The sequence below is a fragment of the Cytobacillus firmus genome (assembly GCF_023612095.1).
In the GTDB taxonomy this organism is placed as follows: Bacteria; Bacillota; Bacilli; order Bacillales; family Cytobacillaceae; genus Cytobacillus.
On record NZ_CP086235.1, the window covers coordinates 1,767,034 to 1,779,150 of the forward strand.

General features: G+C 42.8%; 11 protein-coding genes, 1 pseudogene and 2 other annotated features. Of the genes and pseudogenes, 11 read left to right on the forward strand and 1 reads right to left on the reverse strand.

The window, feature by feature from the left end; genetic code table 11:
- Positions 1-351: 351 nt before the first annotated feature.
- Positions 352-1,113 carry an alpha/beta fold hydrolase gene (locus LLY41_RS09000; RefSeq protein ID WP_304587589.1) on the forward strand — a complete coding sequence of 254 codons (762 nt, stop codon included), beginning with the start codon at positions 352-354 and terminating at the stop codon, positions 1,111-1,113.
- Between the two features lie 36 nt (positions 1,114-1,149).
- On the opposite strand, the gene LLY41_RS09005 is transcribed toward LLY41_RS09000, so the two are convergent.
- A complete protein-coding gene (locus LLY41_RS09005; protein ID WP_095245309.1) occupies positions 1,150-2,409 on the reverse strand; it encodes a bacillibactin exporter BcbE in 1,260 nt (419 codons plus the stop codon).
- Between the two features lie 177 nt (positions 2,410-2,586).
- On the opposite strand from LLY41_RS09005, the gene LLY41_RS09010 reads away from it, so the two are divergent.
- The 10 genes and pseudogenes from LLY41_RS09010 (at position 2,587) to LLY41_RS09055 (ending at position 12,106) form a co-directional block, all read left to right on the forward strand.
- The gene (locus LLY41_RS09010; RefSeq protein ID WP_304587591.1) at positions 2,587-3,219 is read left to right on the forward strand and encodes an MOSC domain-containing protein; all 633 of its coding nucleotides are present in this window, start codon (positions 2,587-2,589) and stop codon (positions 3,217-3,219) included.
- Positions 3,220-3,280: 61 nt separating this feature from the next.
- Positions 3,281-3,532, forward strand: a binding site (T-box leader).
- Between the two features lie 40 nt (positions 3,533-3,572).
- Positions 3,573-3,817: a binding site (T-box leader), on the forward strand.
- A gap of 66 nt (positions 3,818-3,883) precedes the next feature.
- Complete coding sequence (gene trpE, locus LLY41_RS09015; protein ID WP_304587593.1) at positions 3,884-5,278, forward strand: anthranilate synthase component I; 1,395 nt, start codon at positions 3,884-3,886, stop codon at positions 5,276-5,278.
- The gene (locus tag LLY41_RS09020; protein WP_095245312.1) at positions 5,275-5,886 is read left to right on the forward strand and encodes an anthranilate synthase component II; all 612 of its coding nucleotides are present in this window, start codon (positions 5,275-5,277) and stop codon (positions 5,884-5,886) included. Before trpE ends, LLY41_RS09020 begins: the two co-directional genes overlap by 4 nt.
- Positions 5,858-6,883 (forward strand): anthranilate phosphoribosyltransferase, encoded by a 1,026-nt coding sequence (gene trpD / locus LLY41_RS09025; RefSeq protein WP_304587596.1) that lies wholly within the window; start codon positions 5,858-5,860, stop codon positions 6,881-6,883. Before LLY41_RS09020 ends, trpD begins: the two co-directional genes overlap by 29 nt.
- Positions 6,884-7,672: an indole-3-glycerol phosphate synthase TrpC gene (trpC, locus tag LLY41_RS09030; RefSeq protein ID WP_304587598.1), complete on the forward strand. Its 789-nt coding sequence runs from the start codon at positions 6,884-6,886 to the stop codon at positions 7,670-7,672.
- A pseudogene (locus LLY41_RS09035) lies at positions 7,669-8,291 on the forward strand (phosphoribosylanthranilate isomerase). Before trpC ends, LLY41_RS09035 begins: the two are co-directional and overlap by 4 nt.
- Positions 8,288-9,493 carry a tryptophan synthase subunit beta gene (trpB, locus tag LLY41_RS09040; RefSeq protein ID WP_304587600.1) on the forward strand — a complete coding sequence of 402 codons (1,206 nt, stop codon included), beginning with the start codon at positions 8,288-8,290 and terminating at the stop codon, positions 9,491-9,493. The pseudogene LLY41_RS09035 and the gene trpB overlap by 4 nt, the downstream one beginning before the upstream one ends.
- Positions 9,490-10,275: a tryptophan synthase subunit alpha gene (gene trpA / locus LLY41_RS09045; RefSeq protein WP_304587602.1), complete on the forward strand. Its 786-nt coding sequence runs from the start codon at positions 9,490-9,492 to the stop codon at positions 10,273-10,275. Before trpB ends, trpA begins: the two co-directional genes overlap by 4 nt.
- 303 nt (positions 10,276-10,578) lie before the next feature.
- A complete protein-coding gene (locus tag LLY41_RS09050; RefSeq protein ID WP_304587604.1) occupies positions 10,579-11,367 on the forward strand; it encodes an ABC transporter ATP-binding protein in 789 nt (262 codons plus the stop codon).
- On the forward strand, positions 11,351-12,106 hold the full coding sequence (locus LLY41_RS09055) for an ABC transporter permease (protein WP_304587605.1): 756 nt from the start codon (positions 11,351-11,353) through the stop codon (positions 12,104-12,106). Before LLY41_RS09050 ends, LLY41_RS09055 begins: the two co-directional genes overlap by 17 nt.
- The last annotated feature ends 11 nt before the right edge of the window (positions 12,107-12,117 follow it).

Here is a 12,117-nt window from a genome sequence, read left to right on the forward strand (position 1 = left end):
TGATCTGACAATTGAGGGAGAGGTCTACGTCTTTGACAGGCCGATCCCCTAAGGGAACGACTATTGCGAATGACCGTGGGTGCGGCAACACCTGCGGTCGTTTTTTATTCATATTCTTAATTAAAGGATATCATATACGTCTCAGAAAGTCACGGAAATAAGCAGAATTGCATGATCATTTATAGTATATGCAGATCTTTTTTAAACATCCATTTTTTTAAACATCCCATAATGATTCTTTGCCTGGCGTGCAATACTAAAATGGCAGCACAGTAACTTTTAGTTTGACACGTAAACATATAGCGTCTTCCATAAAGCCATCTATTTTTTGTCAAAGGAAGGACGATTCAATTGCCGGCATTTATTTATGAGGATACAAAGATCTTTTATGAAACAATGGGCGAGGGTGTGCCGATCCTCTTTATACATCCTCCTGCTATGGGAAGGAAGGTATTTTATTATCAAGGCCTCCTGGCAAAGCATTTTCAGGTTGTTTTTCCTGATTTAAGCGGGAATGGAGATACTGCTGGCCCGGAAAAAACAGTAACTATACAAGGATATGCAGAAGAGATAAAAGCTGTATTAGACCACTTGGATATTGAAAAAGCTGTTATTCTGGGTTATTCATCAGGCGGCATAATTGCTCAGGAGTTTGCCCTCTCATATCCCGAAAGGACACTTGGTGTCATTCTCTCAGGAGGGTTTCCTGAGGTGTTATCGGAAACCTTCAAATATGAGCATATTCTGGGAATGTATTTTGTGAAGCACTTTCCTGGTTTTCTGCAGTATGTAATAGCATCGAGCCATACAAAAGATAAAAAAGTCAGAGACGAGATTCTGAAGCATATGAAAAAAGCAAACCACACCATGTGGTTTCAATTTTATGATAGATCACTTCACTATTCCTGCACTGATCGCCTTAGGAACTTAAGGGTCCCCCTTCTCCTTATATATGGCTCAAGAGATTTTGTTAATCAGCATATAAGGAGCTATAGAAGGTATGTCAGCTTTCAGGCAGCCATAATCAAAGGCGTTTCCCATCAGGTGCCAACTAAAAAGTGGCAGCTATTCAATCAGGTTGTAACTGGTTTTGTACAGCAGCATTTTAAATAAAGAAATCCGTATCGTCATGGAACGATACGGATTTTTTCAGCTGTCATTTGCGTCAGGTTTGATTGCTAAAATGGCTGCAAGGGCAGCAAGAATGGTTATTCCGCTTAAAATATAAAAGAGCCCTTGATCAGAGTGCTTCATCAGAATAGCAATGGCAGGCGGGCCGCCGGCAACCCCGATAAACCGCATTGAACTGTATAGCGAAGTAATGGTTCCACGTTCCTCTTTTGCAATTCCCTCCGTAATCAACGCGTCCAAAGAAGGCAGTGCAACTCCTATGCCAATTCCCGCAAACAGGAACATGCTGATCATAAACCACATATTGTTTGAAAAGCTTAAGATTGCAGTGGCAGCTGCCACAAGCACTGATCCTAAAAATATGATCCACTTCATCAGTATTTTATTCTCTTTTATTTTTTTGCCTGTCAGATAGGATGAAAGGCAGAGTCCGCCAAGCGGAACAGCCAGCAGAAGCCCTTTTTTAACATCTTTAATATCGTATGTCTTTTCAAGCACATCAGATAAATAAAAAAGGATCCCAAAAAGCACAAACATGAGAATGGCACCTATCAAGAAAATAGCATAAAGCCATTTTCCATTGTTTTTAAAGGTATCCTTAATATTGCTCCAAAACTTCTTCAGCGGAAGAGGTTCTTCTCTTTTATTTGGCGTTTTTACAAGGAAGAAAACCAGCAGGATTGAAATGGTACAAAAAACTGGAAAAGAAAAAAACGGTAAAAACCATATAAACCCTGCCAGAAAAGCACCAAGTATAGGTGATAAAACTTTTCCGAAAGTATTGGACGTTTCAATCAGGCCAAGGGAGCTGCTGACGTCATCATCATTTTTAAACATATCCCCGACCAAAGGCATCACAATTGGTGCCGCACCGGCTGCCCCAACACCCTGCAATGCCCTCCCGGCTAATATGACCCAATAAGCATCCGCCATTTTCCATGCTGCCCAGCCAGAGATCAGCCCTCCAATTCCTGCAATGAGAAGACTGGGGATAATGACTTTTTTTCGGCCGATATGATCGGATAAAAAGCCTGCGATTGGAATCAGAATAATGGCTACAATACTGTATACGGTAATAATCATGCTGGATTGAAATGCAGAAATATTTAGTTTATTTTCCATCGCCGGCAGAACAGGAATCAGCATGGAATTCCCAAGTGTCATAACGAGAGGAATTGAAGAAAGTGACAGTATGGCCCATTTTTGGTTATGAGCATCATCACCTGACTTCTTTTTAGCTTTGGAATTTACAGATTGTAAATTTTCAATATGCTCCATGTTTCGACCTTCCTTTTCGTTAATCAAACTAGTCTTAATATGGGCTAATTGCAGGAAAACTAACTAGAAAAACCTCTGTCTTTTTATGGGAAAATGAAATTATGAAAAATATGTTTCGATTTACTAAAAAGAAACCGTTAAAATATATAGAAAAGAGAATCTGGTGAGGGGGATTATGTGAGGGAGATTATTGCTTTAAGCATAGGGAAGCCAAAAACACACACCTGGAAAAACAATGTGGAAATTTCGGGTATTGGCAAAGATAAAATAAATAGTGTGTTTTTAACGAAGGAAGGTTTTTTGGGAGATGGGGTAGCAAACACTGATTTTCATGGCGGCCCAGACCGTGCAGTATGCCTATATCCCTACGAACATTACGGGATGTGGGAGAAAGAATTTAAAAAGACATTCTCTCCGCCGTCATTTGGTGAAAATATTTGTGCGGGAAATATGCTGGAAAAGGATGTTTTTATCGGTGACACCTTTTCACTGGGGGAATCAATCATACAAATAACCCAGGGGCGTATCCCATGCTCCACAATATCAAAGCATAACGGAGAAGATCGGCTTTTAGGAAGAATTGTGGAAACATGCTTCACAGGCTACTTTTTCAGAGTGCTGAAAGAAGGAATTGTAACAGCAGACAGCGTCCTAACGCTTGAAGAAAGAAAGAAGGAAAGTGTATCGGTTCTGCAGGGGAATTTTATCATGTTCCATGACCGCAAAAACCTTAAAGCAATTGAACAGCTGCTTCGGGTTGAGGAACTTGCAGATGTCTGGAGAGAAAAGCTGGAAAAAGCATTATTATAAAAAAATGTGATTTTCCCCTTGACATTTTTCATTTATCGGAATAGTATAATAAGCAATATATCGATCGGCAATGACAAAGAGTAGTAACTGCTGGTGAAACTAAAGAGAGCTGATGGTTGGTGCAAATCAGCGTGGAAACAGCAGTGAATGGACTTTCGAGCCTCCAAACCGAACCTTTTTTAAGCAGTAGGCTTTGGCGAACGGTCTCATCGTTACAAGGGACAGATATTCAGGCGATTTTCGCTTTGATATCTGTTAAGTGAGCTGATTGATCAGCTAACAAAGGTGGCACCACGGGTTTCTCGTCCTTTTTAGACGGGGAGCCCTTTTTTATTTTCATGCAACTTTAATACTTTAAATCGCTAAGCAAGAGGAGTAGGTTGATGGAGATCCGTTCAAGAGAGCCGGGGATAGGTGAGAGCCCGGTACGGAACATCATTCGAATGGACTTGCGAGAGGCTTCCTGAACGATAGTAGGGGAGCACGGGTTTCCGCCGTTAAAAGGATAGGGTATCGATATATTTCCGTACCCGAAAAAGGGAGCAGCTTTTTTGCTCTAAAAAGAGGTGGCACCACGTTCACAAGACACGTCCTCTATACCTGCAGCTAATGTGGGTATAGGGGACTTTTTTTATTTTCCTTAAAGAACTGGAGGAGAGATATATTGAAACCAACATTAGATGGGACTTATATAATCGAAGAGCTGGAGGGTGACACATTAACACCAATTTCAATCTTTCAGAGAATGAGCGGAAGAAAAAAATTTCTGTTAGAAAGCTCGCTAAAGCATGAGAAATCGGGAAGGTATTCCTTTATTGGCGCAGATCCAGTGATGGAATTAAAAGGAGAAGGAAACCGGACAGCTGTTACTGCCAGGGGAAAAACAGAAGTTTTGGCTGAAAAGCCGCTTGATGCGGTAAGAAGGCTGATGCCGGGGGAAAAGCTGCCCGCCCTTGAACAGTTCCCATTTTGTGGAGGAGCTGTTGGCTATGCAGGCTATGATGTCATCAGACAATACGAAGATATTGGGACGATTCCTTATGATGAGCTGAATGTACCGGATGTCCACCTTATGTTTTTTGAGGAAGTGGCGGTTTTCGATCATCTGGAGCAAAAGGTATATCTCATAGCCATGCCTTTACTGGAAGAAACCGATGAATTTCAGCTGCGGGAAAAAATAAAGAAAAGAAAGGCCGAAATCCAGAAGGGGGCAGCGGGAAATGAATCGGAAGAAGCCGCACTGTCAGCTTTTAAAGCCTCCATATCTAAAGAAGACTTCGTTGAAAAGGTAAACAAAGCTAAGTCCTATATTGAGGAGGGAGACATCTTCCAAGTGGTGCTTTCTCAGCGGTTAAAAGCAGAATTGACTGGAGATCCTTTCGCATTTTACCGGAAGTTACGAGTGCAAAATCCATCCCCATATATGTACTATCTTGATTTTGATGAATATGCAGTTGCAGGGGCATCGCCTGAAAGCCTTATAAAAGCAGCAGGAGACAAAGTAATTACGAATCCGATTGCTGGAACAAGGCCAAGAGGCAAGACAGAAGAGGAAGACTTACAGCTTGAAAGGGACCTGGTAGAAGATGAAAAGGAGCTTGCCGAACACAGGATGCTGCTCGATCTGGGCAGAAATGATCTCGGCCGTGTCTGCGAATTCGGATCGGTCACTATTGAAAAAAACATGGTAATTGAGAGATATAAGCATGTCATGCACCTTGTATCCGAAGTCGGCGGCAGGCTGAAAAATCCACATACACCGATTGATGCCTTAATTGCGTGTCTGCCTGCCGGAACAGTTTCAGGTGCTCCCAAAATTAGAGCAATGGAAATCATCAATGAACTTGAAACCGTGAAAAGAGGAATTTACTCAGGAGCAGTCGGCTATTTTTCCGGGAACGGCAATATGGATTTCGCACTGGCTATCAGGACAATGGTGATTAAAGATGGATACGCCTATATACAAGCTGGGGCGGGCATCGTGCATGACTCCGTCCCTGAAAAAGAGTACGAAGAAACGCTTCATAAATTGAAAGCATTTTTGGAGGACAAAAAATGATTCTGCTGATTGATAATTATGATTCGTTCACATTTAACCTTTATCAATATCTGGGTGAGCTGGGACAGGAAATGAAAGTTGTAAGGAATGATCAGATAACAGTCGAAGAAATTGAAAAATTGAATCCCGATGCCATTGTCCTTTCCCCTGGGCCGGGACGGCCGGAACAAGCGGGAGTCATTGTTGAAGTTATTCAGCAATTTTACAGGAAGCTCCCTATCCTCGGCATTTGCCTTGGCCATCAGGCAATCGGCTATGCCTTTGGGGCAAAGATTGAAAAAGCAAAAAAAATTATGCATGGCAAGGTATCTAATCTGAAGCATAACGGATCACAGCTGTTTCAATACATGCCGCAGCCAATCAGCATCATGCGTTACCATTCCTTAATAATACAGTCGGGAACGCTGCCTGGCAGCTTTAAGGTTTTGGCCCGATCAATGGATGACAATGAAATAATGGCAATCAAACATGAAGTCTATCCATTATACGGCTTGCAGTTCCATCCGGAGTCAGTAGGAACAGACCTTGGAAAAAGAATTTTGGAAAACTTTCTACAAACAATCAGGAGGGAAGATAAGAGTGAAAACAATACTGCAGAGGTTATCTGAACGGGAGTCATTAACAGAGGCAGAAATGAAGGAAGCAATGGACAATTTACTTGCCCAGGATGTAACGGACAGTGAGATTGCGGCATTTATGGTGAGTCTTAAAACAAAAGGGGAAACAGTTGAAGAAATTGCAGGCATCGTAAAAGCGATGAGGGGTAAATCTCTTTCATTTAGTAAGAAGATTCCAAATGTTTTGGATAATTGTGGGACAGGAGGAGATGGTTCAAGCAGCTTTAATATCAGCTCCACTTCGGCCTTTGTGATTGCAGGTGCCGGAATTCCTGTTGCAAAGCATGGCAACCGAAGTGTATCCAGTAAAACAGGCAGTGCCGATGTTCTGGAGCATTTGGGAATAAACCTAAATCTCCCGCCTGAGCGCACGGAGGAAATATTGGAGGGAATCGGGATTGCCTTTTTATTCGCCCCTCATGTGCATCCGAATATCAAAAGAATCATGAAAGTGCGCAAGGATTTGAGGATACCGACAACCTTCAATTTGATAGGGCCATTGACCAATCCGGTTGAACTTGATCATCAGCTTCTCGGGATTTACAGGAGGGATTATATTGAAAGGTTTGCAGAGGTCCTCAAAACTTTGGGAAGAAAGCGGGCAGTTGTTTTAAATGGTGCTGGGTTTATGGATGAAGCATCCCTGCAGGGGGATAATCACCTGGCCATCCTTAATAACGGCAAGGTAACGAAAAAAATTCTCCACCCAGAGGAAGTTGGTCTATCCCTCTGCAGCAATGAGGCGATCAGAGGCGGAGATTCCAGGGAAAATGCTGAAATTCTTATGAGTGTCCTGAAGGGAGAAAAGGGAGCAAGAAGAGATACGGTCCTTCTTAACGCCGGGATTGGCATCTTTACAGGAGGCAGGGCTGAAACGATTCAAGATGGGATAAATTCAGCTAAAGAAAGCATTGATTCAGGAGCTGCCTTACAAAAGCTTCATCAGTTAATAGAAGCAAGTAGAAACGTCCATAAAGAGGTGATATAAATGGGAACAATTTTAGATCAAATTCTGGCTGAAAAAAGAAAAGAAATCATCAAGATGAAACAGGAAGTTATCGATGCTCAAGAGACCGGAAGCAATCGCTCATTTATTAAAAGGCTTGCGTCAGGCAGCGAACTGGCTGTGATTGCCGAGTTCAAAAGAGCCTCACCATCAAAGGGCGATATAAATACCGGGCAAAATCCGAAAGACCAGGCATTATTTTATAAAAAGTATGGTGCGGATGCGATTTCCGTTTTAACGGATAATAGGTTTTTTAAAGGCAGCTTCGCTGATCTTTCAGCTGTCAGAGAGACAGTGGACCTCCCTATTCTCTGCAAAGACTTCATTGTAGACGAGGTGCAAATCTTAAAAGCAAAAGCATCAGGGGCAAACCTGATTTTACTCATTGCTGCTGCCATGGATGCAGAACGGCTTCAAAAGCTTTTTGATTTTGCTGAGGGTGAAGGCCTTGAAGTATTACTGGAGGTTCATAATGTAGAAGAGCTGGAAATCGCGCTGAAAACCGGAGCACAGCTGATCGGAGTAAACAACCGGAATTTAAAAACCTTTGAAGTGGATCTGAGTGTAACAGAAAAACTTGCGCCGCTAATAAAGAAAGCGGGGAAGTTTTTGATCAGCGAGAGCGGAATTAAGTCGGAAGACGATGTCCGGCGTGTCATTGCAGCAGGAGCAAATGCCATCCTTGTCGGAGAAGCATTTATGAAAGCAGAGAACCTGGAGGGGCTTTTGAAGGCCATGAAGCTTCCTTTGCAGGGGGCTGTCAGACAATGAAGGTGAAGATTTGCGGAATTAGAGATATCAGCATGGCACTTTCTGCGATAGATAGTGGTGCGGATGCCCTGGGATTTGTGTTTGCTGAAAGCAAAAGAACAATTGCACCCGAGGCGGCAGGCGAAATAATTAAAGAACTTCCCGGGGACGTGCTAAAAGTCGGAGTATTTGTGAATGAAACGAAAAAAAAATTGAGGAAATAGCCAGTATTTCAGGAATAAATGTCATCCAGCTTCATGGAGACGAAACGCCGGAATTTTGCAGCTCATTTTCTTTACCGGTTATAAAAGCTCTGAGCATTGGATCACAAGATGATCTATCTCAACTGGATGAATATGCATGTGAATACGTTCTTCTTGATAGTCCGAAAGGAAAGTATCGGGGGGGCAACGGGGTATCGTTTGATTGGTCGATTTTAAGCAAAAACCCCAAGCAAAACAACAAAATCATTCTTGCAGGAGGCCTCAGTCCTGAGAATGTGGGAGAAGGAATTAAAGCAGCCAATCCTTTTATGGTTGATGTAAGCAGCGGGGTTGAAACGGAAGGAAAGAAAGATCCCGAGAAAATAAAAAGATTCATAGACAACGCTAAACGCATGGAGAGGGAGGAAGTAAAATGAACGCAGCTTATACTTTGCCTGATGAACGGGGCCATTTTGGGACATATGGAGGCAGGTACGTGCCTGAGACACTAATGCAGGCCATTCTTGAATTGGAGGAGGAATATAAGAAAGCGCAGGCTGATGAAAGTTTTCAAAAGGAACTTCAAGGTTTGCTGAAGGACTATGTCGGGAGGGAAACTCCTCTGTATTTTGCAGAAAACCTCACAAAATATGCCGGCGGTGCGAAAATCTATCTTAAAAGGGAAGATTTGAACCATACAGGAGCTCATAAAATCAACAACTCACTCGGCCAGGCTCTGTTGGCACAACGGATGGGCAAAAGAAAAATCGTAGCTGAGACAGGTGCAGGGCAGCATGGAGTTGCAACAGCAACTGCCTGTGCACTTTTAAATCTAGAATGCATTATTTTTATGGGTGAAGAGGATATCAGACGACAGCAGCTGAACGTCTTCAGAATGGAGCTGCTTGGAGCAAAGGTTGTAGGTGTGCAATCAGGAAGTGCCACACTTAAAGATGCAGTCAATGAAGCCCTCCGCTACTGGGTGACAAACGTCGAGGATACCCATTATATTCTGGGTTCAGTTATGGGGCCGCATCCTTTTCCAATGATTGTCCGTGATTTCCAAAGTGTTATCGGAAATGAGACAAAGGAGCAATATCTTGAAAAAGAAGGGAAACTCCCTGATGCAGTTGTAGCCTGCATTGGCGGCGGCAGCAATTCAATGGGCATGTTCTATCCTTTCATTAAAGATGAAACGGTCCGCATGATTGGGGTGGAAGCAGCAGGATTGGGAACAGATACCGAAAAACATGCTGCCTCTTTAACAAAAGGAACGCCAGGAGTTCTTCATGGGGCATTAATGTATTTGCTGCAGGATGAACACGGACAGATTCAGGAAGCTCATTCCATTTCAGCTGGCCTGGATTACCCTGGAGTAGGCCCTGAGCACAGCTATTTGAAAGACAGCGGAAGAGCCGAGTATGAATCGATCACAGATGAAGAGGCGCTCGAGGCGTTACAGCTATTATGCAAGCTGGAAGGCATTATTCCTGCTTTAGAAAGCTCCCATGCGGTTGCCTATGCATTAAAGCTTGCACCGCAAATGAATAAAGACGAGGGCCTTGTTATCTGTCTATCCGGCAGAGGGGACAAAGATGTAGAAACAGTGAGAGCAAGATTAGGAGGGAAAGGACAATGAACCGGATTGAAAAAGTTTTTCAGAACCTAAAGCAAAACAATGAAAAAGCGTTTGTGCCATATATTATGGCTGGCGATGGAGGCTTGGAGACACTGGCCGAGAAAATTACATTCCTCGAAAAAGCGGGAGCAACAGCTATTGAAATCGGGATTCCTTTTTCGGATCCGGTCGCAGATGGGCCGGTAATCCAGCGGGCAGGCATTCGGGCATTAGAAGCCGGAACAACACTTAGGGGCGTATTAGCTGCAATTGCGGAAATCCGGCCCATTGTTCATATTCCGCTTATTTTTATGACATATATGAATCCAATCATGGCATATGGCATTGGCAACTTTATTACTGATGCCTCGGCATCAGGGGTAGATGGCCTAATCTTGCCTGATCTTCCTGCAGAGGAAGAGGGGATTATTGCGCCAATTGCTGAGAAAGCCGGAATCGAGATCATCCGGCTTGTGACTCTTACCAGTCCATTAGAGAGAATACAGGAGATTGCAGCCAAAGGGAAAGGCTTTTTATACGCGGTAACAGTGAATGGAATCACAGGTGCAAGAAAAGGGTTCAAAGATGAACTCGGAAAACATTTGGAAAGGGTTAAAGAGGTAAGTCCGATTCCGGTATTGGCAGGATTTGGGATTGCCGAACCTGAGCATGTCCTAGAAATGAATAAACATTGTGATGGGGTTATTGTTGGAAGCAGGATTATAGAGCTTTTTCAAAGCGGTGAGTTAGTAAAAATAGAAGAGCTGATCGCTTCATCTAAAATAGAAGAAATTAAATTGTGAAACTTAAGCTTCCTCCTTTATGGAGGAGGCTTTTTATCGCAGTCTAACGGGCAGTAAGACCCCCACTTCAAGACTCAGAGAAATCAAAGGAGGATAAGTGGGGGTCAAACTGCCCGTAAAGGCCCGATTGGTTCAACTAACAATCAGTGGGGAAAAGGAATCCCACTGATTGAAGTTTCACTTTATTTGATTATGCCCATTTTTAAAAATATTTGTTGTAAAGGTTGACATGCAAAGTGAATACATTATAATTACAAGTAATCCGAGTAAATTAATGAGATTTATAGGAATAGGTGATTTTGAATGTTCATTGAGATAAACGATGTGAATAAACAATATAACGATAAAGAGAATCGGCCCGTTGACGTCCTGAAAGATATTAATCTATCGGTTGAAAAAGGGCAATTTGTCTCCATTTTAGGACCTTCAGGATGCGGAAAGTCAACGCTTCTATCAATTGTGGCAGGGCTGACTAAAACAACTTCAGGCAACATTCAAATCGATGGAAAAACCATAACAAAACCCGGGAAAGACAGGGGAATGGTTTTCCAGCAGGCAGCTTTATTCCCGTGGCTGACAGTCATGGAAAATGTCACATTTCCCCTGAAAAAAGAAATGAAGAAAAAGGATGCAGAGGAAACGGCACTAAAGTATCTGCAAATGGTTCAGCTGGGAAAATATCTATCCCATTATCCTCATGAGCTTTCAGGAGGAATGCAGCAGAGGGTAGCAATCGCAAGAGCACTTGCCATGAACCCTGAAACACTACTGATGGATGAACCCTTCGGAGCTCTTGATGAACAGACCCGTTCACGATTGCACGGACAGCTGGAGAACATTTGGACTGAGACGAAGAAAACGATTCTTTTTGTTACTCACAGCATCTCAGAATCTATTAAACTTTCAGACCGGATCATTGTAATGGGGACAAAGCCGGGAATTATATTACAGGATATAATCGTTGATATTCCCAGACCCCGTGAGGACCACAAAAAAGAAATGCTCGAAATTGAGGATCACATTATGAAATACCTGAAAAAGGAAATTGATAAAGTTGTCAGTGAGGAGCTCCAATATGCAAACAGCCATTAAACGGATCATATTTTTTGCAGCCATCATTGCATTCTGGGAAATTGGATCACGGCTTGAGCTCTGGCATCCTCTGATTTTCCCTTCTCTGTCCAGTGTATTCAGTGCCCTTGTTGAAGGGTTTCAGGATAAAACATTAATATATGATTTAATCGCAAGCTTTAAGCGGCTTGCAGTCGGTTTAACAATCAGCCTTATTATTGGTACTTTGATTGGAATCCTTTTAGGGAAATCCAAAACGGCTGATGAAACCCTGGGAGCTGTCATTCTCGCTTTGCAAAGTGTACCAAGCATCGTCTGGCTGCCCCTCGCGATTATGTGGTTCGGCTTAAATGAGAAGGCAGTTATTTTTGTGACCATACTCGGCGGTACATTTGTTATGGCTCTTAATATGAGAACAGGGATTAAAAATGTATCACCCTTATATATCAAAGCAGCCCAGACAATGGGTGCGACTGGAATAGATTTATTCACACGAGTCATTTTTCCGGCATCCATTCCTTACGTAGTAACCGGCTCCCGCCTTGCCTGGGCATTTGCCTGGCGCGCCCTGATGGCTGGTGAGCTTTTAAGCACAGGACCAGGATTGGGATACACACTTCGATATGCTTCAGACTTTGGAAGAATGGACATCGTAATCGGTGTCATGATTATTATTGGAGCAATCGGAATGATTGTTGACCAATTCATATTCCAGCGCATTGAAAAATCTGTTATTAAAAAATGGGGATTAGAGTCTTAAATCTGGAGGGA

Bases quoted from the DNA above. Each gene is read 5' to 3' on its own strand.
- LLY41_RS09005 (WP_095245309.1), bottom strand. From the start codon at position 2,409: ATGGAGCATATTGAAAATTTACAATCTGTAAATTCCAAAGCTAAAAAG.
- LLY41_RS09020 (WP_095245312.1), top strand. From the start codon at position 5,275: ATGATTCTGCTGATTGATAATTATGATTCGTTCACATTTAACCTTTAT.
- trpC (WP_304587598.1), top strand. From the start codon at position 6,884: ATGGGAACAATTTTAGATCAAATTCTGGCTGAAAAAAGAAAAGAAATC.
- trpB (WP_304587600.1), top strand. From the start codon at position 8,288: ATGAACGCAGCTTATACTTTGCCTGATGAACGGGGCCATTTTGGGACA.
- trpA (WP_304587602.1), top strand. From the start codon at position 9,490: ATGAACCGGATTGAAAAAGTTTTTCAGAACCTAAAGCAAAACAATGAA.
- LLY41_RS09050 (WP_304587604.1), top strand. From the start codon at position 10,579: ATGTTCATTGAGATAAACGATGTGAATAAACAATATAACGATAAAGAG.
- LLY41_RS09055 (WP_304587605.1), top strand. From the start codon at position 11,351: ATGCAAACAGCCATTAAACGGATCATATTTTTTGCAGCCATCATTGCA.